Below are 20825 nucleotides of genomic sequence, written 5' to 3'. Positions count from 1 at the left end.
CTCAAACATCCATCAAGTTCAGGCGACCCTAGCTCGCTGAGAACGCTGAACAGGGCTGAACCTCAGTAGGATCCGCCCATCTGCAGAAGCCGCCCGTGACCATGATCCCGATCGTGATCGAAGAGTCGGGCCGTGGTGAGCGCGCTTTTGATATCTACTCCCGTCTGTTGCGGGAGCGCATCGTCTTCCTGGGCGAACCGGTGACCTCAGAGTCCGCCAATCGGATCGTTGCCCAACTGCTCTTCTTGGAAGCCGAGGATCCCGAGAAGGACATCTTCCTCTACATCAATTCCCCGGGCGGCTCCGTCTACGACGGCCTAGGCATCTTCGACACGATGCAGCACATCAAGCCTGATGTGCAGACCGTCTGCGTTGGTCTGGCTGCCTCGATGGGCGCCTTCCTGCTCTGCGCCGGTGCCAAGGGCAAGCGCAGCAGCCTGACCCACTCGCGGATCATGATCCACCAGCCCCTGGGCGGGGCCCAGGGCCAGGCCAGCGACATTCGCATTCAGGCCGACGAAATCCTCTACCTCAAGAAGAAGCTCAACCAGGAGCTCTCCGATCGCACCGGTCAGCCCCTGAACCGCATCGAGGACGACACCGATCGCGACTTTTTCATGTCCCCCGCCGAAGCAGTCGAGTACGGCCTGATCGACAAGGTGATCGACAAGCGCCCCGTGCGCCCTGTCTGATCGAGCGAAGGCTCCATGGCCCGTGGGCGCGGTCAACGCAGCGGGGCGGTGGGCGGCCGGGGTCGCCCGCCGAGTGAACGTCCTAGCAAAATCTGCCCTGTCTGCCAGCGCCCTTTCCAGTGGCGCAAGAAATGGGCATCGGTTTGGGAGCAGGTGATTTATTGCTCCGACCGCTGCCGTCTAGACAGCAAAAAGCCCGCGGTCAACCCGCGGGCTTTGTTGGGCTTCAGCTTCAGGCCGAGGCAGCTTCGGTGCTGCTCAGCAGAGGAGAGAAGCGCTCCTTCTCGGGGACGGTGGTGAATTCGCTGACGATGGCGCGGAACTCATCGCCATCGAGGCTCTCCTTCTCAATCAGGAGCTCCACAACACGGTCCATGCAAGCCCGGTGTTCGGACACGAGCTTGACCGTTTCCTCGTAGCAGCTCTGAACGATCTTGCGCACGGATGCATCGACGCGAGCTGCGGTGGCGTCGGAGCCATCGCTGCGGGTCATCAGATCGCGGCCCAGGAAAACCTCCTGGTTCCCGGCCTCGAGCGAGCACTGACCCAGGTCACTCATGCCGAAACGGGTCACCATCTGGCGGGCGATGGAGGCGACCTGCTGAATGTCGCCGCCGGCACCGGTGGTGACTTCGGCATAGCCAAAGACCACATCCTCTGCAGCCCGGCCGCCGAGGGCACCCATGATTCGCGCCCGAAGCTGAGCACGGCTCACGAGCATCTGCTCTTCATCGGGGGAGAACCAGGTCAGGCCCTGGGCTTGACCGCGGGGGATCAAGGTGACCTTCTGGACCGGGTCATGGGCTTTGACCAGGGTGCCCACCAGGGCATGGCCAACTTCGTGGTAGGCGATCAGTCGCTTGCTGCGGCCATCGGTGAGGGGCTTGCCCTCCATACCCGCAATGATCCGATCCACCGCGTCATCGATCTCGGCCAGGCCGGTGGCTTCCTTGCGGCGACGGGCCGTGAGGATGGCAGCCTCATTGAGGAGGTTGGCGAGGTCAGCGCCAGAGAAGCCGGGCGTCCGGCGAGCGATGGCCTCGAGGCTGACGTCATCGGCCAGCTTCTTGTCACGGCAGTGCACGTTCAGCACCGCCAGACGGCCCTTGATGTCGGGAACGTCGACTTGAACCTGGCGGTCGAAACGGCCCGGACGCAGCAGGGCGGAGTCGAGAACGTCAGCGCGGTTGGTGGCCGCAATGATGATGATGCCGCTATTGCCCTCGAAGCCGTCCATCTCAGTGAGCAGCTGGTTGAGGGTCTGCTCCCGTTCGTCATTGCCGCCGCCAACACCGGCGCCCCGCTGACGGCCGACGGCATCGATCTCGTCGATGAAGATCAGACAGGGGCTGTTTTCCTTGGCCCGCTTGAACAGGTCGCGCACGCGGCTGGCGCCAACGCCCACGAACATCTCCACAAATTCCGAGCCGGAGAGGGAGAAGAAGGGCACGCCGGCCTCACCAGCGATGGCCTTGGCGAGCAGAGTTTTACCCGTACCAGGAGGGCCCACCAGGAGGACACCCTTGGGGATCTTTGCGCCGACAGAGGTGAAGCGCTCGGGAGTCTTCAGGAAGGTGACGACCTCCTGCAGGTCCTGCTTGGCTTCTTCAACGCCGGCGACGTCGTCAAACATCACACCGGTTTGAGCCTCCATGGCGAACCGGGCCTTGGTCTTGCCGAACTGCATGGCCTGACCGGGGCCACCGGGCATGCCGCCACCGCCACGGCGAGAGAGCAGCACCAGGCCACCGATCAGCAGCAGGGGGAAGAGCAGGTTGCCAAGCAGGCCGAGCGCTGGAGGCGCGGTGCGGGGGGGATGGATGTCAAAGCTGATGCCCTGCTCCTTGAGGTTGTTGACCAACTCAGGGGCAAGACCAGGCAGGTCAACGCGCAGGCGCTGCACGCGGTTGTCCAGGTCGGGATCAACGGCTTCAACAACAGCGGTGCGGCCACCGTCAAAGATGTCCACCGCGGTGACGCGTCCGGCATCGACGTAATCGATGAAGCGGCCGTAGCTCATCCGAGCGACGGCGGCATTCCGCGGTGCCACGGTTGTTCCCGAGGACCGGCTGACTCCACCGAAACCGCCGCCCAGGACTTGCCAGCCGAGGAAGACAGCGACGCTGATGGGCAGGACCCAAAGAGCAATCGTGCGCCAGCGTTGATTCATGGCCGCCTCAGGTGCAGATCTGAATGTTTAACAAGTGTAAAGCGAGCGCGGCCTGTTCTGGGCAGATCTCAGGCGCGGCAGCGCTTTTTCCCTCTCATTCGAGGCTGATCTTTAGGCCGATTGCGGCAAATCAAGCTCAGCCACGCCGGTCAGCTCCTCTGCCAGGAACCGTTCCAGCAGTTCTGGTCCCCCTAAGGAATGGCTCCAAATCTCGACTTCAGAGGCCGGTGGTGCCTCAAATCCCAGGATCTCAACGGGGAAGACCACCCGCTCCAGGAAGAATTGATCGGGTCCAACGCAGCGCAGGATAACCATCCGATCGCTGCGGTTTTGGTACCCACACTGGAGCTGGTTCAAGAGCAATTGGAATCAGTACTGTTATTGACGCCTGTTTCATCGGCCTGATTTGTCGTCGATGAGACCGGCCCTCAAGGTCGCAGGCTTCTTTCGATTTCCTTCAGGTTTACCCCTAGAGACTGCGTAGGGCGGTGATTGGATCCAGTCGAGCCGCACGCCTGGCCGGCAGCACGCCAAAGACCAACCCAATGCTGCCGGAGAGTCCCATCGTCACCAACACACTGCTGCTGCCAATGGCAGCGGGAAGGGGTGTGACGGCCGCCACGATTGCAATGGCGGAGAGGCCCAGGCTGCTTCCAATCAATCCACCCAAGGTGGAGAGCACTAAGGCCTCAACGAGGAACTGACTCAGGACATCACTGCTGCGCGCACCGATGGCTTTGCGCAGTCCGATTTCTGAGGTGCGCTCACTGACCGAGACCAACATGATGTTCATGATCCCGATGCCGCCCACCAACAGCGAGATCGCACCGATGGCGGCGAGCATCAAGGTGAGTCCGCCGGTGATGGTGCCCACAATCGAGAGGGCATCTTTTTGCGAGCGGACAGCGAAGTCGTCCTCCCGCAGGATGTTGTGCCGCTGGCGCAGCAGATTGGTGATCTGGAATTTCGCCGCACCGGTGCTGGCCTCATCCACGGCCTCCACGCTGATGAAGTTCAGGCTCACCCCGTAGGTGGGATCCCGGCCTGAGAGCTTGCTGACCATCGTCGTCAGGGGGATGTAGGCGGCCTCGTCTTGGTTTTGGCCAAAGACAGCACCTTTCGGCGCCATCACCCCAATCACTTCAAAGCCCTGATTGCGAATGCGGATGCGCTGTCCGATCGCGGAGCCAGAGGGCAAAAGTTTTTGCTTGAGGTCAGGTCCAATGACCACGACATTGCGGGCCCCTTCCATGTCCCTCTGGTCGATGAAGCGGCCCCGGGCCACTTCAAATCGCCGCACCGTTAAAAACTCTGGGCTGATGCCTGAAACGGTGGCGCTGGCACTCTTTGCGCCCGCCTGCAGTACGGCGCTGAGGGTGATCTGCGGCACCACCCTGCGAACACTCGGGACCTGCTCGGCGATGGCTTCGGCATCTTCCAAAACCAAGGTCTTAGGAAAATCAATTCCGCGGCGACGGCTGTCGTTGTTGCCCGGGACGACAAAGAGGACGTTGGCCCCCAGCGTGTTGAGCTGACCCTCGGCGAGGTTCTGGGCACCACGGCCGACACCGACCAGGGTGATGACTGAGGCATTCCCAATCACGATGCCCAGCATCGTGAGCAGAGAGCGCAGACGATTGGCCCTCAGGGTGGCCAGGGCCATCCCGACGGTCTCGCGCATAGGGAGCTTGGCGGGCATTGCCGGGATGGCCAGCAGAGCCCCGTTTTAAACGATGCTCGGGTTGAGAACGGTGCCCTTGCCCACGACGCTGACCTTGACCAGGTCGGTCGAACCGCTGACATCAGCGAAGGTTCCGGCGGTCTGAATGACCAGATCCCCTTCCTTGAGCAGGTTTGCCTCGGCTGCCACTTCCATGGCCCGGTTAAAGGTTGCCGCTGCGTTGTCCATGTCGGAGACCAACAAAGGAGTCACGCCCCAGACCAGTTGAAGCTGAGAGGCCACCTTGCTGTCGCTGGTGATGGCCAGGATCGGTGTGCTTGGACGGAATTTGCTGACGTTGCGCGCCGTGGATCCACTCTTGGTCAGCGGAAGGATGGCCGCAGCCTCCAGCTGGCTCGCAATCGAGCTGACGGCGTGAGAGATGGCGTTCGGAACGGTTGAGGCCAGCTGCCCATCGCTGCTGCGGCTGGGGTAGTCCCGCTCGATGCGCCTGGCGATTTGGCTCATGGTGGCCACGGCCTCGACGGGGTAATCACCCACGGCGCTTTCGTTGGAGAGCATCACCGCATCGGTGCCATCGAGGATGGCGTTGGCGACGTCGCTGACTTCTGCGCGGGTGGGCCTGGGGCAGCTCACCATCGAGTCGAGCATCTGGGTGGCGGTGATGACCGGAATCCCCAGGGTGTTGCACTTGCGGATCAGTTCCTTCTGCAGCAGGGGAACTTCCTCGGCGGGCATCTCCACACCGAGGTCGCCGCGGGCCACCATGACGCCGTCGCACATCGGCAGCAGCGCATCCATCTGGTCGATGGCTTCAAATTTTTCGATCTTCGCGACCACGGGCGTGTTGTGGCCGTGGGAACGAATCAGGGCCTTGATCTCCTCCATGTCGGAGGGATTGCGCACGAAGCTCAGGGCCACCCAATCGACCCCCTGGCTCAGACCAAATTCGAGGTCTTCGCGGTCCTTGTCGGTCAGGGCACGGACGGAGAGCTGCACGTCCGGGAAGTTGACACCCTTGTTGTTGGAGAGGACGCCACCAACCGTGACGGTGCAGTGGAGGGTCTGGCTGGACTGCTCCACTTGGTCCACGACCATCTCGACGCGGCCGTCATCCAGCAGGATGCGGCTCCCGGGGACCACTTCATCCGCCAACTTGTCGTAGGTGACGGTGGCGATGGTTTGGCAGCACTCGACGTCCCTAGACGTCAGGGTGAAGGGATCGCCTTGGGCAACGGTGATCGGACCGTCCTTGAAACGGCCCAGGCGAATCTTGGGGCCCTGGAGGTCCTGGAGGATCCCGATGTGAACCCCCATCTCCGCGGCAACCTTGCGGATGGTGCTGATCCGCGCTGCGTGCTCGCTGTGGTCGCCGTGGGAGAAATTCAGGCGAAAGGTGGAGGCACCTGCCTCAATCAGGCGCCTGAGCTGCTCAGGCGATTCGGTGGCGGGACCGATGGTTGCCACGATCTTGGTGCGACGCGTGAGATCGGGCAGGGCCATTCGGGGGCGCCAAAGGGAGAAGCGACACTATCATCGAGGCCCTCCAGCGCTGTCGTACCAATGGATCTGAATGCTTATCAGCAGGGTGCGAGGCAAACGGCCCGCTATCCCGATGTGGGCTCCAACCCCATCTACCCAACCCTGGGCCTCTGCGGAGAATCCGGAGAGGTCGCGGACAAGGTCAAAAAAGTGCTGCGCGATAGCGGTGGCGAGTTTTCCGCGGAGGTCCGGGAGTCCTTGAAGCTCGAGCTCGGTGATGTCCTTTGGTACGTCGCTCAGCTCGCCAGTGAGTTGTGCTTCAGTCTCGATGAGATCGCCCAGGCCAACCTCGACAAATTGGCCAGTCGCGCCGCCCGTAACGTGATCGCTGGAAGCGGCGACCACCGCTAAGCAGCTGGATGGAGTCAGGCTGGATGCAGATGCACCTATCGCTCTCACGGGCCCTCGCTCGAGCGCTGAGCGCAGTACTCGTCGTTGCTTGCACAGTCTTCGGCGCCGCCCCTGGCGCCTTGGCCGCTGGTCTGAGCGTTCACGACGTGAGCTTGGACCCCTGTCCTGCTGAAGATATCGGAGCTCAACCGCAGCTCAAGCGGCCCAGTGGTGCCAGTTGTTTTGTGCTGCGGGGCAGTGTCGATAACCCTGGTCGCAAGACGGTATTTGACACCGATGTCTTTGCCCAAATCCTGGACGCCAGCGGCGAACCAGTGCTTCAGAACCGTTCCCGAGTCGGCTCCATCGGCGATGTCGAGCAGGGCACCTCAAGCTTTGCCCTGCGTCTGGCTGTCCCAGCGGGCACCCCAGGACCGTTCAGCTTCTCCAACGTGAAAGCGCGCGGCTTCAGCGCTCCTGTTCGGACCCGTGCGGGTGAGTTTGATGACCTGCTGCCGTTGGAGCAGGCCGTCGCCGACGTGGATCCTGCTTAGAAGAAGGCTGGATAGAAGTAACCCCGGCTCTGCTCCAGCAAGCTTTGGAGTAACTGAAGGGCCAGGAAAGCCACGATTGCTGAGAGGTCCAGGCCGCCCAGGGGGGGGATCAAACCGCGAAACACCCCGAGGTAGGGGTCGGTGATTGCACTCACGGTGGACAGCACTGGATTGCTCCAGTCGAGATTGGGGAACCAGCTCAGCAGCACCCGAACGAACAGCACGAGCGTGTAGATCGAGAGCGTTTGGATCAGGACGCCGATCAGATCGCCGAGGATGGACATGGCTGCAGCTGCGTTAGATCCACTCTATTGAGTGTGTGTGGAGGCTGGGATTGCCCTAGGCGGCCTGCTCCCACTCTTCATCGCTGACCTCGGCTACGGGACTGGCGGGATCTGGCTTGACCGCCTTGCGCTGGGCCACCAGCTCATCGGTCTTGACCGAGAAGGTTCGATGGAACTTCTCACTGAGGCTCAACCAGAAGGACCGTCCCTCGCTTTGGCGTTTGCGCTCGATGAAGTTCTGGGCCAGCAGCTCCTTGATGTGGTCGTAGGCCCCTGATCCCCGCAGGTCCACCAGATCGGACTGCAGGATTCGCTTTTTGATGGCAATCGTGGCCAAGGTGCGCAGGGCCGCTGTGGAGAGGTCCACCGGCAGCAGGTTCTGCACCAGATCCCCCAGGCCATCCCGCAGTTGCAGGCTGTAGCGCTTGCCCTCCTGGCGAATCTCGAGAGCGGTGTCCCTGTGGGCGTAGTCGGCCATCAGGGTGATCAGGCCCATCTCGACCTCATCACGACTGGCGCCTGCGATCTCGGCTAGCTCGCCCTGGGTCAGAGCCCTGCCCTTGAGATAAAGGATGGCCTCGAGGCGTGCGGGTAGCGAGAGATTGCTGCCGGCCCGTTGCAGGGCAATCGTGTCGCCTTCAGCGGGGATGGGCTCTTGGGTGTCGCCTGCCATATCCCCGGGCTGAACAGTGCGTTGCTCGAAAGTTATCCCACGCTCAAGCTGCCGGCCAGCTCACCCAGGAAGAGGCGATAGGCCGGATTGCTGGTCTCATCGGCGTACTGATAGCCCAGTCCATCGAGGAAGCTCTGCCATTCGTTCATCTCCGCCTCGGGCACCTGGACCCCGACGACGATGCGGCCGACGTCTGCCCCGTGGTTCCGGTAGTGAAAAATGCTGATGTTCCAGTTGGGATGCAGGCTGGTCAGGAAGCGCATCAGTGCGCCCGGTCGCTCCGGGAATTCGAAGCGGTAGAGCAGTTCCCGACCATGGCCAGCGGCCTCACCCGTGCTGGCCGGTAGCCGACCGCCGACCATGTGCCGCAGATGGAGCTTGGAGAGCTCGTCGTTGGAGAGATCCAGGCAGGGGAAGCCGGCTTCCCTCAGGCTGTGGATCAAGGCCTGTTCATCGGAGCTGCCGCTGGTTTGCACCCCAACAAAGATGTGGGCTCGACTGGGGTCGGCCAGTCGATAGCTGAATTCGGTCAGGCTGCGCTGCCCCAGCAGGGTGCAGAACTGACGCAGGCTTCCGGCCTGCTCCGGGATCTCGACCGCCAACATCGCTTCGCGGTCTTCGGTGATCTCGGTGCGCTCCGCCACAAAGCGAAGGCGATCGAAGTTCATGTTGGCCCCGCAGGCCACGGCCACCAGGGTCTGTCCCTCGCGCTGACGGCGGCTGATGTCAGCCTTCATTCCCGCCACCGCAAGGGCACCGGCCGGCTCAAGAATCGAGCGGGTGTCTTCAAAGACGTCCTTGATGGCGGCGCAGATGGCGTCGTTGTCGACGGTGACCATGGCGTCGACGACAGTTCTGGCCAGCTCAAAGGTCTGAACACCGACCTCTCGTACGGCGACACCATCGGCGAACAGTCCGACCTGCTCGAGCTTCACCCTCTCCCCTAGGGCCAGGGAGCGGGTCATGGCATCGGCATCAACCGGTTCCACCCCGATGACCTCAACGCTGGGCCAGAGGCTTTTGACGTAGGCGCCAATGCCAGCGATCAGGCCACCTCCGCCGACGGCGATGTAGATCGCATCGGGGGGCTCAGAGCACTGTCTGAGGATCTCCAGCCCAATGGTCCCCTGGCCTGCGATCACCTCAGGGTCATCAAAGGGATGAATAAAGGTCAGCCCTCGCTCATCGGCCAGTCGGTAGGCCTCCGCGCAGGCGGCGTCATAGGTGTCGCCCTCCAGCACCACCTCAGCTCCCCGGGCCGCCACGGCCCTGACCTTCATCTCTGGGGTGGTCACGGGCATGATGATCACCGCTCGACAGCCCAAGCGCTGGGCGCCCAGGGCCACGCCCTGGGCATGGTTTCCGGCGCTCGCAGCGATCACGCCCCGCTCCAGCTCCGATGGGCTGAGGCTGGCCATCTTGTTGTAGGCGCCGCGCAACTTGAAACTGAAGACCGGCTGCAGGTCTTCCCGCTTCAGCAGAACGGTGTTCTTCAGCCGCCTGGAGAGGTTCGGCGCTGCATCGAGGGGCGACTCGATGGCCACGTCGTAGACCCTGGCCCGCAGGATTCGTTGCAGCATCTCCATGCCGGAGCCGGAGTTCTGGTTGGGGCCGGTGGCTGTCATTGCGACTGGACGATCACACCAGTCTCGCAAGCTCTTGGGATCGGTCTAGGGGTAGCCAAATCAACCCCAGAGGACGTCCGGCTCCGCGTAGGCTGAACCCCAATCTTGGCCGCAGGCATGCATCTCAGAGAGCTGACGCATCCGAATCAGCTGCATGGCCTGAGCGTCACTGAGTTAGAGGGCATTGCCCGTCAGATCCGAGAACGCCACCTGGAGGTGGTGAGCACCAGCGGCGGACACCTCGGTCCTGGCCTGGGCGTTGTGGAACTGACCCTCGCCCTCTATCAGACCCTCGACCTCGACAAGGACCGCGTGGTCTGGGATGTGGGCCACCAGGCCTATCCCCACAAGCTGATCACTGGTCGCTACAAGGATTTCCACACCCTGCGTCAAAAAGACGGGGTTGCGGGCTACCTCAAGCGCTGCGAAAGCTCCTTTGACCATTTCGGTGCAGGCCACGCCAGCACTTCGATTTCTGCCGCCCTGGGCATGGCCCTGGCCCGTGATCAACGCGGTGATGATCTCAAGAGTGTTGCCGTCATTGGTGATGGCTCTCTAACCGGGGGCATGGCCCTGGAGGCCATCAACCACGCAGGCCACCTCCCCAAGACCCGCCTTTTGGTTGTCCTCAACGACAACGACATGTCGATTAGCCCCCCCGTCGGGGCGCTCTCGACCCACCTGAACCGGATGCGGCATAGCCGTCCGCTGCAGTTCCTTCAGGACAACGCGGAAGAGGCGATCAAGCACTTGCCGTTCATGCACGGTGAGCTGCCGCCGGAGCTCAAGAACCTCAAAGAGAGCATGAAGCGGCTCGCCGTCCCCAAGCTGGGCGCGGTCTTTGAGGAACTGGGCTTCACCTATATGGGCCCGGTCGACGGCCATGACATCGCAGGTCTGATCGACGTCTTCGAGCAGGCCCACGCCCATGAGGGTCCGGTGCTGGTGCATGTGGCCACCACCAAAGGCAAGGGCTACGCCTTCGCTGAGGCGGATCAGGTGGGCTACCACGCCCAGAGTGCATTCGATCTAGCGACCGGCAAGGCCTACCCCTCCAGCAAGCCCAAGCCCCCTAGCTACAGCAAGGTCTTCGGCCAGACCCTGGTCAAACTCTGTGAGCAGGATCCCAGGGTGGTGGGAATCACGGCCGCCATGGCCACGGGCACGGGTCTTGACCTTCTTGAAAAGGCCCGCCCCCAGCAGTATTTCGATGTCGGCATCGCTGAGCAGCATGCCGTGACCATGGCGGCTGGCATGGCCTGTGAAGGACTGCGCCCCGTTTGTGCGATCTACAGCACCTTCCTGCAGCGCGCCTACGACCAACTCATCCATGACGTCGGCATCCAGAACCTGCCGGTCACTTTTGTTTTGGATCGCGCCGGCATCGTCGGTGCCGATGGCCCCACGCACCAAGGCCAGTACGACATCAGCTACCTGCGCTGTGTTCCGAATTTCACGGTCATGGCGCCGAAGGACGAGGCCGAGCTGCAACGGATGATGGTGACCTGCTTGAACCACAGTGGTCCGACCGCCCTCCGCATTCCGCGGGGTGAAGGGGAAGGAGCCCCCTTGATGGAAGAGGGATGGGAGCCCCTGGAGATCGGACGCGGTGAACTGCTCACCGATGGCGATGATCTGCTGATCGTGGCCTATGGCTCGATGGTGGCTCCGGCCATGGCCACAGCCGGTCTGCTGCAGGAACAGGGCGTCCGCGCGGCGGTGATCAACGCCCGCTTCCTACGCCCGCTGGATGAGGCGTTGATCCTGCCGATGGCTCGCCGGATCGGCAAGGTGGTGACCATGGAAGAGGGCTGCCTCGCCGGTGGCTTCGGCGCCGCTGTGGTCGAGATCCTCAACGACAAGGACGTGCTGTTGCCGGTGCACCGGATTGGTATCCCGGATGTGCTGGTGGACCACGCCACACCGGCCCAAAGCAAGGAGGCCCTGGGCCTCACCCCGGTCCAGATGACCGAGTCCATCCTGGATCGCTTCGGCACCTTGAAGCGCCAGGCTGTGGGTGTCTGAAGCGCCTCGCGATCAGAGAACCTGGGATGTGCTGATTGCGGGCGCCGGTCCTTCCGGCTCTCGCTTGGCACAGCAGTTGAGTGCAGCTGGCGCCACGGTGCTGCTGGTGGAGGCCCTGGAGGACTTCTCGAAGAACGCCTTCAGCAGTGCCGCCCTGCCGCTCAGCGCCGTCGAGCGTTGGCAGCTGCCCGAGTCGGTGATCGCCTCTCGCTGGGACCAGTGGCAGCTCTTTGGGCCGGGGGAGAGTCGCCGTTGCTGGGCGGCCGATGCACCACTCGGCGTTGTTTTGGACTTTGCGGCCCTGCGGCGCTGGTTGGCAGATCAGGCCCTGGCTAGCGGTACGCAACTCCAGCTCGGCTGGAGGGTCTGCGCCACCGAGACCCTGAGCTCCGGTCTCGCCCAGACGCAGCTGCGGGGCCCGGGGGGCCGTGAAGCAGTGATCACCAGCCGTTTCGTGGTCGATGCCACCGGAGAAAAACGTGTGCTCATGGGTGAACCACGCCACCACCCCCTGGTCAGTGGCTCAGGGGTGGAGTGGGTGCTCCAGGTTCCCGTCGAGCGCTGGCAGGACTGGACCGGGCGCCTGAGTTTCATGCTCGGCAGTCGTTGGGTTCCCCAGGGCTATGGCTGGGTCTTTCCCATGGAGCCCGGGCGCTTAAAGGTAGGCGTCTGCCGCCTGCACGACAGCGGGCGCTCGCAACCGCCGCTCCACCAATTGCAGCTGCAACTGCTCGATCGCCTGGGGCTGACTGGCGACACCGTGGTGGATCGCCATGGGGGCCTGATCCGCAGCACGATTCGTCGCCGTGAAGCCCATCAACGTGGTGCTCTGGTGGGATTGGGCGACGCGGTCAGCACCGGAAATCTGCTCGGTGGCGAAGGCATTCGCCATGCCCTGACCAGTGCCGATGTTCTTGCACCCTTCCTGCTGGGGGCGCTGGCTGGGCGAGGCCGGCCCCTCGCGAGCTATCCCAAACGTTTGCGCCAACAGCTGGGGTGGCGCTGGTCCCTGAGCGGCCGTCTGGCCCAACGCACCTGGCTCGGTCTCTCCGGTGAACCGGCCGATCGTCGTTTGGAGCGTCTACTCGAGGGGTTGCAGACAACGGCCAGTGCCGATGCACTCTCGCAGTTGTTGTTTGATTACCGCTTCGAGCGCTATGGATTGCGGGCCCTGCCCTACCTGCTGGGCTGGGCATCCATGGCCACAAAAAAGCCCCCCTGCAGGAGGGGGGCCTCAGACGACTGAACGAAGGAGCGTGGATCAGACCACGCCGCGGGCGGCCAGGCCGAGGATCGCGCCCATGCCGAGGATGTGACCGAAGGAGGTGGTGGCCAGCAGAGCGGCGTGGCTCATGCCGCCAAACATGGCTGCGTTGGGAAGCTGTGCACCCTCGTTGGGGTACTTGATGGTGGCCTTGCCGATGCCGATGGCGATCACGTTGGCGATGATCATCACCAGGCCCACCTTGGGAGACCAGGCCACGGAGGCGGGGGCGATAGCCAGCAGAGGAGCGAGCATCGAAATCTTTGGGTGACACCTCATCTTCCGAGCGGCGCAGGCCAATGGCCCCCTTCGCTTAAGACTTGTTCACCCCCTTGGGCATGAATCCCAGCAGGATCATCACGTTGCTGACGGTCAAGAACAGCTCTGCGCCCCCATGCAATGGATCCACATCGGCCAACTGACGGCCGTAGAGCCCTTCGGCCAGCAGGGCCGCTGCAATCGTGATCAAGACAAAGATCAAGGTGAAGCCAAAGCCCCAGAGGGCTAGGGGTGGAACGCGTTTGGACTTCCAGGCCCACCAGAGAAAGGCCAGGTAAGGGAACAGTGAGGCCGCGAACAGGGACGAGGGATCAACACTCCCGAGTTGGCTCAGACCAGCGCTGAGAGCTTGGATCAGCCCGTTCATCCCAGGGTTGCCCGCTTGCGCTGGAGATTCCAGGCCGCCAGAGCCATGGCAGCGTTGCCAAGGACGGTGCAGCCGGCCTGCAGGACGACCAGTCCGTAGAGCTCCTGGGCGTTATCAAAGAGGTGCCAGGTGCAGGCGGCCATGGCACTGATCAACGCTGGAACCATGGCCAGCGCTAGCCAGTTCCACTCCGGCTCTCCGCGCCGTTGGCCCCACCGTTGAATGGCCAGCATGGCCAGTCCCCACTCCAACACTGAGGCCACATGGATCCACCAGGTGGGTAGGGAAAGTGCGTGCATGGGCCGTTTCTAGCGGCCGCTTAGACGACGTGGGTGCTGAGGTGCTCGAAGACGGTCTGCAACACCGCAGCCATCTCGGGCTTGAGTTGGCAATCCGGGGTCGTTTTCGATGCCAGAAGAAGCAAGGCGCAGGCATCGACCAGCTGGGAGGCTTCAGCCGTGGTCATGCTGACCAGGTGCTCTTCTCCGCAGTGGGTGACATTCAAACCGGACAGGCGTTGATGTAACGCACGCTACCGAAAAGAACGTTTCGCTTTCAAAGCGTGTGAATTTCTTCGGTTTTGTAATCAGTGTTGAGCGGATTGTTTTGCCGTGATGCTGAAGCTTTCGCGCCGGTGAAAATCGGCTTCACTGGCGCAGTGCTTCAACGCCCAAAAGCTGCATCCCTGGTGGTGTAACGCGACAACGGCCGTCAGAGAGCATTCCAGTTGCTCAAAGGCTTTCTTCAGATCCAGGCAAACCTCGGACTCCAGGATCAAGGCCGAATCCAGTTCCTGCCGGCGGCTGTTGATTCCTTTGACCTGGATCCCCGTTTCGATGGCCAACCCCTGCCTGTAGTCCTCCAGCCTGTAGAGGTTCCAATCACCACTGGGACTGAGGTTGAACTCCCAGTAGGGACGCTGGCCCGGAACGCCAAAAAAAGCTTCGAGGCAGGTGCTCTGCCAAAGACCGTCTACACGCTTGGGCTCGGCTGTTGCTTCCGGGCAAACCAGTTGATCGCTTGGGCCCTGCAACCTGAACTGCAGTTGCAGCTCGGAATCGCACAGAACGAGATTCGCTTCAACACTGCAGTCCTGGAGGAACACTTCGTGTTGAAAGGGCTGCAGGCGAAGCACGCTTACAGGGCAGCAGGGGCCTGGTTGCTCAGGCCCACCAGCAGCGTTTGCAGCAACTCCCACTGCTCTTCGATGCTCTGGGTGAGTGCAAATTGCACGCGGGCGCGTTTGAGGTTTTGTCCGGGCGTCTTCACCTTGAAATAGGCATCGCCATTGAGGTGATCCGTGAAGAAGCGAAGACCTAGTTCGAAGCTGATCAGTCGAGCGGCTTCGGGGATGAAGCGACGATCCGATGCCGTCAGCATCGAACCGGCCGCCTCGAGGTAGCCCCGCAGGATGGCTTCGGCTAATCCCAGATCAAAACTGACTTGATCGGGGCTGCTGGCCTCCTCGCCAGCCCGGTTGCAGCAGGAGCGCAGGCAATCTCCGATGTCGTACTGCACCAGTCCTGGTTTCACCGTGTCGAGATCGATCAGGGCGACGGCCTCGCCCGTCTCTGTGTCCAGCATCACGTTGTTGATCTTGGGATCACCGTGAATCGGCCGCTCCTGCAGTTCGCCGCGCTCCTTGGCCTGCTCGAGGACGGAGCAGAAGCCTTCGCGCTCGCGAATAAAGGCAATGCAGAAGTCGGCGTCCTCGCAGGGCTCGGCTTGTGTGCGTACCAGCGCCTGCCGGTACTGATCGAGGTAGCGAGGGGTGATGTGGAACCCCTCGAGGGTGTCGTGGAGAGTCTCGGTGGGGAGGTCGTGGATCAGTTGATGAAAGCGACCGAGCCCCCGGCCCAGTTCGTAGGCCTGCCGCTCATCCTCAATCGCATCAACGCTGCGGGCCTGGCCGATGAAGCTCATGCAGCGCCAGACCTTGCCCTCTTGGCAGCGATGCCAGGGATCGGCTGAGCCCCTTGGCGCCAGCAACTGCGGGTGCTCCCAGCGGGAGCTCTGCGGTGGCTGCTCCTTCCCTGCGATATGCGCCTGCAGGGTCAGCAGGTTGCGCATCACCTGCTCCGGTGAGCCAAAAACCGCTGTGTTGATCCGCTGCAAGACATACGCTCCGCGAGCGGTCTCGACCAGATAGGTGTCGTTGACATTGCCGCTTCCCAGGGGGCTGACCTGCAACACGGTCCCTGGGGGATGAAAGACCTCAGCGGCCTCCAGGAGAGCGGCATCCATCAGATGACGCTGTCACGGAAACAGCCTTGTCCTGAGGACTCGGGGTCAGCTGTTCGAGAGGACCGGCCTAGCTGGCCGTGCTCTCCCGTTGAATCTCCCGCTGAAGCTGGTAGCGGATCTGGTCCGGTGCCTTGTACTGACGGGGAAGGCAGTTGTGCAGGGTCTCGAGCCTGCTCCAGACCAGGGTTTTTTCGATGCCGGCGGTCGAACGTCCTTCGAGCAGCAGCTGTTTCAGGGCCTTGCGGTAGAGGAAGTATTTGGACTCCAGCTCACCAATCGTTAGACCTTCTGAACTCGCTGTCATCTGAAGGCCCTGTACCAGCCTTCAACCTACGCGAGTGACCGGGTGCCCTGGGCGACAGCGTTGCAGAGCCAAATCAAAAAACTTTCTCTCGATTGATTGCCCGCGCTCCATGAAGCGGCTCTCATGGACCCACCTTTGGGGCTGCCGCATGCTTGCTGCCGTTGCCAACGCCGCGCTCTTGCTGCTCTACGGAGTGGTGGGTCTTCAACTCGTGCGGGCCTTTCTGAGCCATCGGCGCCGTCTGCGCCAGAAGACCAAGCGCTTGATCCTCGAGTTGGCCTACTCCGCGGACGAACCAACGAACGCTCCAGCTCCCTTGGGGCGCGACCGCGATTGGGCCGCTTAAGGCAGCTGGTTTGGTTTGTGGCTGATCACGGCAAAGAACGGGTCACCCGGCTGACCGAGCAGCCCCATCACGCCAGCGGCCTTTGTGGTTTCTGCGATTCGCTCGGTTGACTGCCAGCCTTGGGCCTCCAGGACCCCTGCGACGTAATCGAGATGGTCCTGATCGCTGCTATCGGTCCAGATCAGGGGTGCTTTGGTGAAGAACATCCGGTTGGAGAAGGCAACGATCACCTGACCGCCAGGCCGCGTCAGCCGCAGCAGTTCACTGGCGATGGCCTCGGGATATTGGAGGTACTGCCAGCCGGCGACGATCAAGGTGGCGTCCACGCTGCTGCTGGGTAGTTGTAGTTCCTGGTTTTGGTTGAGGTTTTGCAGCCAGTAGCTATCCAGGCGGGGGTTGGCCGCGAGTTCTTTCTCGTTTAAACCGTGCCCGATCACCCGCTCGAGGGCCTTGTCCTCTGGAAGGTGTGAGACCCAGCTGGACATCAAATCCAGCACTACGGCGTTCTTTGGAATCCGCTCTGTGTAGAGCGCGGTGAGCCGTGTGCGGAAGGCCTGGTCAAGGTGATGCACCAGCCGCGGCTCGGCATAAAACAGGACGTCATCGGATCCGTCCCACTTGCGCCTCTGGGACTCCTCCAGCACCAGAACGGTCATGGCTGATTGATCGGTCGCTGCAGTCTGCAACCTGAGCGCGAATGCTGTAGGCATGGGCGCAGCGGCCCTGAATCCATGACCCGATCCGTTGGCTTGGTTCTTGCTGCAGCCCTGGCAGGACTGGTGGCCTGTGCCTCCCCCAACGAGGCCCAAAGCAATGCTGCTCCCGCCGCCGCGCCGCGGCGGCAACCCCGCAGTTACCCAACGGTTCCGCGTGCTGCAAGCGAGACCGCGCGTCGACTGGCTGCGCTTGAGCGCCAGTTGCGCGATCCGCAGACGCCAGCGGACCAACTCCCGGATTTGGCCCATCAACAGCAGGTGATCTATCGGGTTCTCTCGCTTGATCGACAGCGCAGTCAGGCGGTCCTGGATCAACTCCCAACCCGTTGGCGTTCCGTGGCCGAACGGCACCTGGCGGCGAGACGTGCGTTTCTGGCGATGAGCAAACGCCGCCCTGCCCAGGTGCCGGCCTGGCGGATTATTCCCCCCGAACCCCTGCCCCAGTTACTCGCCCACTACCGCAAGGCCGAAGCCGCGACAGGGATCGAGTGGGAGGTGCTCGCGGCGGTCAACTTGGTGGAGACCGGGATGGGACGCATTGACGGCGTCTCCATTGCCAATGCCCAGGGCCCGATGCAGTTCTTGCCAACCACCTGGGCGGAGCCAGGCATCGGCCGAGGGGACATCCGTAATCCCCATGATGCGATTCAGGCAGCGGCCCGTTATCTCGTGCGCCGCGGCGGTCTCAAGAACATTCGCCGTGGTCTCTGGGGCTACAACAACAGCGATCTCTACGGCGAGGCTGTTCTCCTCTATGCCTCCTTGATTAAGGAGGATCCCCAGGCCTTGGTGGGCCTTTATCACTGGGAGATTCACTACAACGCCCAGCAGGGGGATCTTTGGCTTCCTGTTGGCTACGAACAACTCCAACCCCTGCCTGTCGATCGCTACCTGCAGTTGCACCCCCGCAGCGCTCCTCCCAGGAAGCCAGGATGAGCGCACCCGCTCCTTGAGCTGTGACTGCTTCTTCCTCTGGATTCCAGCTCCCACTGACGGAGCAGTCCCTGCGTCAGCTGTTCACCAAGCCCTATGGCGCACCGGCCCCGAGCCATGGGCAATGGAAAGCGGTGTATGCACCGGATGTGCATTTTGAGGATCCCACCCAGTCCCGCGATGGACTTCAGGCCTACCTCGATGCCCAGGATGGCCTGGTGAACCGTTGCGATGATGTCTACCTGGCTCCGCACGCCGTCGCCCTGAGCGGCCAAACCGCTTTTGTCGAATGGACGATGGGGCTGAAGATCAAGGGCATTGAGTTCGTGTATCCGGGCGCGACGCGACTGCGGCTCAATGACCAGGGTCTGATCGTTGATCACCGCGACTATTTCGACTTTGTCGGCCCAACGTTTGCCCCTGTCCCCTTGATCGGTGGTTTTGTGCGCTGGCTCTACAAACGCTTCGTGGACTAAGTCTCAGGCGCTCGGTTGATCCTCCGCCAATTCAGCCACCATGACCGCTGCACAGGTTTGTTCCATCAGCTCCTGGTAGCAGGGCTCATCCGGCCGCATCTCGGCCAGTGATGTCCAGCACTGGATCACCCCCGCGCGAACCGCACGGCGCTTGATCGGCCGGCGTTCCCCTGGCGGTACGGGAGACGTCTCCAGCCAGTCGTCGATACAGCTATGCATCGCCGCAAAGACATCGGCCATCCCATTGGTTGCGTATTGAGCCGTGACCAGGTCATGGGCGACAAGCAACCCGGCCTGTCGTCCCAGGCGATCGCTCGCCGTCTGCTCATCCGTCGTCGCCCCAAAGCGAGCATCCAGCCAGGTGCTGAGCTGGATTGAGGTTTCAAGGCTGATTCCAGACTGGAAGAAGGGAGTCATGGATGGGGGCATCTGTGTACGTCCTACCCGCGTTTGGAATGGGACCAAATCTCGAAGTCCATCGAGAACTTTTCGCGAAGGAAGTGGCGGAAGTCCGTGTCTGGGGTCTCATCGAGGCCGGGGCCTGCACGACGCTCGATCGCCTCATCCACAAGGATGGCGATGGCCTTTGAGATCGAGTGGCGCTGCTCCTTTGAGAAGTCGCGAACCCAGTGCGCTGCGGCCTCGCTCAGGATGACTTGGTGGCGTTCGCTGGCCAATCTCTGACCTGGACCTCCCGGCAATCCTACACAGTCTGTGTATTCAGTGCAAGGCTGGGTCTGGACTCAGCTGCTGGCTGACGTGTAGTGACGCAGCGCGAATTGCCAGAAGAGGCGACTGGCGATCAGGCTCCCCGCGGCCATCAGCACTGATCCCAGGGCCCAGTGCCAGGACCCCTGACCCAGAAGGGCCTGGGAGGGAACGGTAGTCATGAAGGCCACCGGCAACACAAAAACGAACACCAGCCGTAGAGCCGGTGGGTAGGCACTCACCGGATAGCGCCCCGCCACGAGCGTGTAGCGGAGAACTTCAGTGGCATTCCAGACCTTCACGAACCAAATCGAGAGGGCTGCGAGTGAGAACCAGAGGCTGTAGAGAATCGCAGCACCACTGGCCAGCAAGAGTCCACCCAAGAGCAAGGACTGAGGGCGGATTTCGGGTAAGCCCAGGACCACCAGGACGCAACCAGCCAGCAAACCTGGAGCGCCCCAGGGGGAGAAGCAGCGCAGGGACAGCCAGAGCTGCGAGTCCACCGGTTTCAGCAGCACGAAATCCAGGGTGCCCTGCTGAACGTGGTTCACGATCTTGCTGAGGTTCGGCTGGAGCAGGCAGCTCGTGAAGCCATCGAGCAGCGTGTAAAGCCCGAGGACGATGAGCGCTTCATTCCAGGTCCAGCCCCCAAGGGTGGACTGCCCAGAAAACAGCAGAGACAGCACAAACAGGCTTCCGGCCAGATTTCCGAAAACAGAGAGGCACTCCAGAACGAGGTTGAGCTGGTACTCGCTCTCGGACTCCAATGAGCTGCGCCAGAACTGCAGCAGCATCGCCAGGGTTTTGGAGCGTCTCATGCGCCCATGGCTCCGTAGCGCCGCAGTCCCCTCTGCCAGCCCCAGCAAAAGAGGGGGCTGAGGATCAGACACCAGATCAGCAGGCTCAAGTACCCACCGCCCAGGTCCACCGGTAGCCCTGAAAGCAGCCGTGCCGGGAAGTCGACCATCGCTGGAAAGGGTGTGGCGAGGGCGAAGCGCTGCACGGCAGGCGGAAAGGTGTCGAGTGGTGCCACCAGCCCCGAGAGGAAGAGATAGGGAATCACCAGGAGGCGATCCAAAGCCGCAGCGCGCTCACTCCAAAAACAGAGCATGCTGCTGAGGGTTTGCAGCAAAAACCGCAGGACGAACGCGCCCCACAGGGCCATGAGGCCAAGTAGCAGTTCCTGAAGACTCGGCCTCCAGAGCAACCCTGGATCGACCGCACTCAACGCCAGGAGCATGAGGGCCACAAAGGGGATGCGTGTGGCCTGTTCCGCAAGGTGTGCCGCGAAGTAACGCCACAGGGGTTGGAGCGGTTGCAGCAGAAATGGCGACAACTTGCCGCTGACCACGTCCTCTTCAAAGACATGGATCAGCCAGACCACGCTGAACTGGCGGACGATGAACGCCGCCACGAAGTAATGCCGCAGTTGTGCGGGACTCCAGCCCGCCTGACTGGCCGCACCGCTGTTTTGCCAGACCCCAAGCATGATCAGTGGCAGAACACCGGAGAGGGCCCAGAGAGCGATCTCGGCGCGGTACTCCAGCATGTAGGCGTATTGAGTGCTCAGCAGCGTCCGGGCGATCCGTAGTGACGCACGGGGCGAGCGCAC

Annotated in this window: 28 protein-coding genes; 9 read left to right on the top strand and 19 right to left on the bottom strand. The window is 62.3% G+C overall.

Annotated elements, in window-relative coordinates:
• Positions 1-101: 101 nt before the first annotated feature.
• Positions 102-692: an ATP-dependent Clp endopeptidase proteolytic subunit ClpP gene (gene clpP, locus CB0205_RS0110840; RefSeq protein WP_010317246.1), complete on the top strand. Its 591-nt coding sequence runs from the start codon at positions 102-104 to the stop codon at positions 690-692.
• Positions 693-707: 15 nt separating this feature from the next.
• On the top strand, positions 708-992 hold the full coding sequence (locus CB0205_RS15705; protein WP_083797935.1) for a DUF2256 domain-containing protein: 285 nt from the start codon (positions 708-710) through the stop codon (positions 990-992).
• Here the strand turns inward: CB0205_RS15705 and ftsH are convergent.
• The 4 genes from ftsH to pyk all read right to left on the bottom strand — a co-directional run bounded on the left by ftsH (position 925) and on the right by pyk (position 6046).
• Entirely contained in the window at positions 925-2862 is a 1938-nt protein-coding gene (ftsH, locus tag CB0205_RS0110835) for an ATP-dependent zinc metalloprotease FtsH (protein ID WP_010317244.1), read from the bottom strand. The genes CB0205_RS15705 and ftsH overlap by 68 nt on opposite strands.
• 111 nt (positions 2863-2973) lie before the next feature.
• Positions 2974-3225 (bottom strand): DUF1830 domain-containing protein, encoded by a 252-nt coding sequence (locus tag CB0205_RS0110830; protein ID WP_010317243.1) that lies wholly within the window; start codon positions 3223-3225, stop codon positions 2974-2976.
• Between the two features lie 106 nt (positions 3226-3331).
• The gene (locus CB0205_RS0110825; protein ID WP_010317242.1) at positions 3332-4561 is read right to left on the bottom strand and encodes an ABC transporter permease; all 1230 of its coding nucleotides are present in this window, start codon (positions 4559-4561) and stop codon (positions 3332-3334) included.
• A 27-nt stretch (positions 4562-4588) separates the two neighbouring features.
• Entirely contained in the window at positions 4589-6046 is a 1458-nt protein-coding gene (pyk, locus tag CB0205_RS0110820) for a pyruvate kinase (RefSeq protein WP_010317241.1), read from the bottom strand.
• Positions 6047-6106: 60 nt separating this feature from the next.
• On the opposite strand from pyk, the gene CB0205_RS0110815 reads away from it, so the two are divergent.
• Together CB0205_RS0110815 and CB0205_RS0110810 are read left to right on the top strand one after the other, a co-directional pair.
• Positions 6107-6436 (top strand): nucleoside triphosphate pyrophosphohydrolase family protein, encoded by a 330-nt coding sequence (locus tag CB0205_RS0110815; RefSeq protein WP_010317240.1) that lies wholly within the window; start codon positions 6107-6109, stop codon positions 6434-6436.
• Between the two features lie 8 nt (positions 6437-6444).
• The gene (locus CB0205_RS0110810) at positions 6445-6969 is read left to right on the top strand and encodes a hypothetical protein (RefSeq protein ID WP_010317239.1); all 525 of its coding nucleotides are present in this window, start codon (positions 6445-6447) and stop codon (positions 6967-6969) included.
• On the opposite strand, the gene CB0205_RS0110805 is transcribed toward CB0205_RS0110810, so the two are convergent.
• From CB0205_RS0110805 to ilvA, 3 genes are read right to left on the bottom strand one after another with little or no spacing between them, the layout of a single operon-like run.
• Positions 6966-7253 carry a YggT family protein gene (locus CB0205_RS0110805; protein WP_010317238.1) on the bottom strand — a complete coding sequence of 96 codons (288 nt, stop codon included), beginning with the start codon at positions 7251-7253 and terminating at the stop codon, positions 6966-6968. The two genes, CB0205_RS0110810 and CB0205_RS0110805, sit on opposite strands and share 4 nt — an antisense overlap.
• 55 nt (positions 7254-7308) lie before the next feature.
• Positions 7309-7926 carry an SMC-Scp complex subunit ScpB gene (gene scpB / locus CB0205_RS14715; RefSeq protein ID WP_010317237.1) on the bottom strand — a complete coding sequence of 206 codons (618 nt, stop codon included), beginning with the start codon at positions 7924-7926 and terminating at the stop codon, positions 7309-7311.
• 32 nt (positions 7927-7958) lie between these two features.
• The gene (ilvA, locus tag CB0205_RS0110795; RefSeq protein ID WP_010317236.1) at positions 7959-9551 is read right to left on the bottom strand and encodes a threonine ammonia-lyase, biosynthetic; all 1593 of its coding nucleotides are present in this window, start codon (positions 9549-9551) and stop codon (positions 7959-7961) included.
• 117 nt (positions 9552-9668) lie between these two features.
• Between ilvA and dxs the strand changes: the two genes are divergently transcribed.
• Together dxs and CB0205_RS0110785 are read left to right on the top strand one after the other, a co-directional pair.
• Entirely contained in the window at positions 9669-11576 is a 1908-nt protein-coding gene (gene dxs / locus CB0205_RS0110790) for a 1-deoxy-D-xylulose-5-phosphate synthase (protein WP_010317235.1), read from the top strand.
• The gene (locus CB0205_RS0110785; protein ID WP_010317234.1) at positions 11569-12822 is read left to right on the top strand and encodes an NAD(P)/FAD-dependent oxidoreductase; all 1254 of its coding nucleotides are present in this window, start codon (positions 11569-11571) and stop codon (positions 12820-12822) included. Before dxs ends, CB0205_RS0110785 begins: the two co-directional genes overlap by 8 nt.
• Positions 12823-12837: 15 nt before the next feature.
• On the opposite strand, the gene psaK is transcribed toward CB0205_RS0110785, so the two are convergent.
• The 7 genes from psaK to CB0205_RS0110750 all read right to left on the bottom strand — a co-directional run bounded on the left by psaK (position 12838) and on the right by CB0205_RS0110750 (position 16034).
• Positions 12838-13095: a photosystem I reaction center subunit PsaK gene (gene psaK / locus CB0205_RS0110780; RefSeq protein WP_010317232.1), complete on the bottom strand. Its 258-nt coding sequence runs from the start codon at positions 13093-13095 to the stop codon at positions 12838-12840.
• A gap of 58 nt (positions 13096-13153) precedes the next feature.
• On the bottom strand, positions 13154-13486 hold the full coding sequence (locus CB0205_RS0110775) for a DUF3593 domain-containing protein (RefSeq protein ID WP_010317230.1): 333 nt from the start codon (positions 13484-13486) through the stop codon (positions 13154-13156).
• Positions 13483-13785, bottom strand: coding sequence for a DUF2499 domain-containing protein (locus CB0205_RS0110770; protein ID WP_029626326.1), 303 nt, complete (start codon positions 13783-13785; stop codon positions 13483-13485). The genes CB0205_RS0110775 and CB0205_RS0110770 overlap by 4 nt, the downstream gene beginning before the upstream one ends.
• A gap of 20 nt (positions 13786-13805) precedes the next feature.
• Positions 13806-13952: a hypothetical protein gene (locus tag CB0205_RS0110765; protein ID WP_232197302.1), complete on the bottom strand. Its 147-nt coding sequence runs from the start codon at positions 13950-13952 to the stop codon at positions 13806-13808.
• Between the two features lie 120 nt (positions 13953-14072).
• Entirely contained in the window at positions 14073-14621 is a 549-nt protein-coding gene (locus tag CB0205_RS14710; protein ID WP_050778482.1) for a DOMON-like domain-containing protein, read from the bottom strand.
• Positions 14622-14623: 2 nt separating this feature from the next.
• A complete protein-coding gene (locus tag CB0205_RS0110755) occupies positions 14624-15730 on the bottom strand; it encodes a phosphotransferase enzyme family protein (protein WP_010317222.1) in 1107 nt (368 codons plus the stop codon).
• A gap of 67 nt (positions 15731-15797) precedes the next feature.
• Positions 15798-16034: a DUF3136 domain-containing protein gene (locus CB0205_RS0110750; protein ID WP_010317220.1), complete on the bottom strand. Its 237-nt coding sequence runs from the start codon at positions 16032-16034 to the stop codon at positions 15798-15800.
• A 148-nt stretch (positions 16035-16182) separates the two neighbouring features.
• Between CB0205_RS0110750 and CB0205_RS0110745 the strand changes: the two genes are divergently transcribed.
• Positions 16183-16380 carry a hypothetical protein gene (locus CB0205_RS0110745; RefSeq protein WP_010317218.1) on the top strand — a complete coding sequence of 66 codons (198 nt, stop codon included), beginning with the start codon at positions 16183-16185 and terminating at the stop codon, positions 16378-16380.
• On the opposite strand, the gene CB0205_RS0110740 is transcribed toward CB0205_RS0110745, so the two are convergent.
• Positions 16377-17036, bottom strand: a complete 660-nt coding sequence (locus CB0205_RS0110740; protein WP_010317217.1) for a methyltransferase domain-containing protein — start codon at positions 17034-17036, stop codon at positions 16377-16379. The two genes, CB0205_RS0110745 and CB0205_RS0110740, sit on opposite strands and share 4 nt — an antisense overlap.
• A gap of 75 nt (positions 17037-17111) precedes the next feature.
• Between CB0205_RS0110740 and CB0205_RS0110735 the strand changes: the two genes are divergently transcribed.
• Both CB0205_RS0110735 and CB0205_RS0110730 read left to right on the top strand, forming a co-directional pair.
• Positions 17112-18032 carry a transglycosylase SLT domain-containing protein gene (locus CB0205_RS0110735; protein WP_010317216.1) on the top strand — a complete coding sequence of 307 codons (921 nt, stop codon included), beginning with the start codon at positions 17112-17114 and terminating at the stop codon, positions 18030-18032.
• Positions 18033-18052: 20 nt separating this feature from the next.
• A complete protein-coding gene (locus tag CB0205_RS0110730; protein ID WP_010317215.1) occupies positions 18053-18505 on the top strand; it encodes a nuclear transport factor 2 family protein in 453 nt (150 codons plus the stop codon).
• A 3-nt stretch (positions 18506-18508) separates the two neighbouring features.
• Here CB0205_RS0110730 and CB0205_RS0110725 read toward each other — a convergent pair whose 3' ends face one another.
• The 4 genes from CB0205_RS0110725 to CB0205_RS0110710 all read right to left on the bottom strand — a co-directional run bounded on the left by CB0205_RS0110725 (position 18509) and on the right by CB0205_RS0110710 (position 20762).
• Positions 18509-18922: a hypothetical protein gene (locus CB0205_RS0110725; protein WP_029626323.1), complete on the bottom strand. Its 414-nt coding sequence runs from the start codon at positions 18920-18922 to the stop codon at positions 18509-18511.
• A gap of 23 nt (positions 18923-18945) precedes the next feature.
• Positions 18946-19182, bottom strand: a complete 237-nt coding sequence (locus CB0205_RS0110720) for a hypothetical protein (RefSeq protein WP_010317212.1) — start codon at positions 19180-19182, stop codon at positions 18946-18948.
• Between the two features lie 66 nt (positions 19183-19248).
• Positions 19249-20031, bottom strand: a complete 783-nt coding sequence (locus CB0205_RS0110715; RefSeq protein ID WP_010317210.1) for an ABC transporter permease — start codon at positions 20029-20031, stop codon at positions 19249-19251.
• Entirely contained in the window at positions 20028-20762 is a 735-nt protein-coding gene (locus CB0205_RS0110710) for an ABC-2 family transporter protein (protein ID WP_010317208.1), read from the bottom strand. The genes CB0205_RS0110715 and CB0205_RS0110710 overlap by 4 nt, the downstream gene beginning before the upstream one ends.
• Between the last annotated feature and the right edge of the window lie 63 nt (positions 20763-20825).

It is taken from the genome of Synechococcus sp. CB0205, assembly GCF_000179255.1.
Taxonomy (GTDB): Bacteria; Cyanobacteriota; Cyanobacteriia; order PCC-6307; family Cyanobiaceae; genus Vulcanococcus.
The sequence above is the reverse complement of the archived record's forward strand: the minus strand, read 5'-3'. Positions and strand labels throughout refer to the sequence as shown.

What these genes read in the sequence shown, in the direction of transcription:
- clpP (WP_010317246.1), top strand. Translation starts at nt 102, where the DNA reads ATGATCCCGATCGTGATCGAAGAGTCGGGCCGTGGTGAGCGCGCTTTT.
- CB0205_RS0110805 (WP_010317238.1), bottom strand. Translation starts at nt 7,253, where the DNA reads ATGTCCATCCTCGGCGATCTGATCGGCGTCCTGATCCAAACGCTCTCG.
- CB0205_RS0110745 (WP_010317218.1), top strand. Translation starts at nt 16,183, where the DNA reads ATGCTTGCTGCCGTTGCCAACGCCGCGCTCTTGCTGCTCTACGGAGTG.
- ftsH (WP_010317244.1), bottom strand. Translation starts at nt 2,862, where the DNA reads ATGAATCAACGCTGGCGCACGATTGCTCTTTGGGTCCTGCCCATCAGC.
- CB0205_RS0110715 (WP_010317210.1), bottom strand. Translation starts at nt 20,031, where the DNA reads ATGAGACGCTCCAAAACCCTGGCGATGCTGCTGCAGTTCTGGCGCAGC.
- CB0205_RS15705 (WP_083797935.1), top strand. Translation starts at nt 708, where the DNA reads ATGGCCCGTGGGCGCGGTCAACGCAGCGGGGCGGTGGGCGGCCGGGGT.
- CB0205_RS0110725 (WP_029626323.1), bottom strand. Translation starts at nt 18,922, where the DNA reads ATGACTCCCTTCTTCCAGTCTGGAATCAGCCTTGAAACCTCAATCCAG.
- scpB (WP_010317237.1), bottom strand. Translation starts at nt 7,926, where the DNA reads ATGGCAGGCGACACCCAAGAGCCCATCCCCGCTGAAGGCGACACGATT.
- CB0205_RS0110735 (WP_010317216.1), top strand. Translation starts at nt 17,112, where the DNA reads ATGACCCGATCCGTTGGCTTGGTTCTTGCTGCAGCCCTGGCAGGACTG.
- psaK (WP_010317232.1), bottom strand. Translation starts at nt 13,095, where the DNA reads ATGCTCGCTCCTCTGCTGGCTATCGCCCCCGCCTCCGTGGCCTGGTCT.
- CB0205_RS0110740 (WP_010317217.1), bottom strand. Translation starts at nt 17,036, where the DNA reads ATGACCGTTCTGGTGCTGGAGGAGTCCCAGAGGCGCAAGTGGGACGGA.
- CB0205_RS0110755 (WP_010317222.1), bottom strand. Translation starts at nt 15,730, where the DNA reads ATGGATGCCGCTCTCCTGGAGGCCGCTGAGGTCTTTCATCCCCCAGGG.
- CB0205_RS0110765 (WP_232197302.1), bottom strand. Translation starts at nt 13,952, where the DNA reads ATGACCACGGCTGAAGCCTCCCAGCTGGTCGATGCCTGCGCCTTGCTT.
- CB0205_RS0110750 (WP_010317220.1), bottom strand. Translation starts at nt 16,034, where the DNA reads ATGACAGCGAGTTCAGAAGGTCTAACGATTGGTGAGCTGGAGTCCAAA.
- dxs (WP_010317235.1), top strand. Translation starts at nt 9,669, where the DNA reads ATGCATCTCAGAGAGCTGACGCATCCGAATCAGCTGCATGGCCTGAGC.
- CB0205_RS0110825 (WP_010317242.1), bottom strand. Translation starts at nt 4,561, where the DNA reads ATGCCCGCCAAGCTCCCTATGCGCGAGACCGTCGGGATGGCCCTGGCC.
- CB0205_RS0110810 (WP_010317239.1), top strand. Translation starts at nt 6,445, where the DNA reads ATGGAGTCAGGCTGGATGCAGATGCACCTATCGCTCTCACGGGCCCTC.
- CB0205_RS0110770 (WP_029626326.1), bottom strand. Translation starts at nt 13,785, where the DNA reads ATGCACGCACTTTCCCTACCCACCTGGTGGATCCATGTGGCCTCAGTG.
- CB0205_RS0110710 (WP_010317208.1), bottom strand. Translation starts at nt 20,762, where the DNA reads ATGCTGGAGTACCGCGCCGAGATCGCTCTCTGGGCCCTCTCCGGTGTT.
- ilvA (WP_010317236.1), bottom strand. Translation starts at nt 9,551, where the DNA reads ATGACAGCCACCGGCCCCAACCAGAACTCCGGCTCCGGCATGGAGATG.
- pyk (WP_010317241.1), bottom strand. Translation starts at nt 6,046, where the DNA reads ATGGCCCTGCCCGATCTCACGCGTCGCACCAAGATCGTGGCAACCATC.
- CB0205_RS0110815 (WP_010317240.1), top strand. Translation starts at nt 6,107, where the DNA reads ATGGATCTGAATGCTTATCAGCAGGGTGCGAGGCAAACGGCCCGCTAT.
- CB0205_RS0110775 (WP_010317230.1), bottom strand. Translation starts at nt 13,486, where the DNA reads ATGAACGGGCTGATCCAAGCTCTCAGCGCTGGTCTGAGCCAACTCGGG.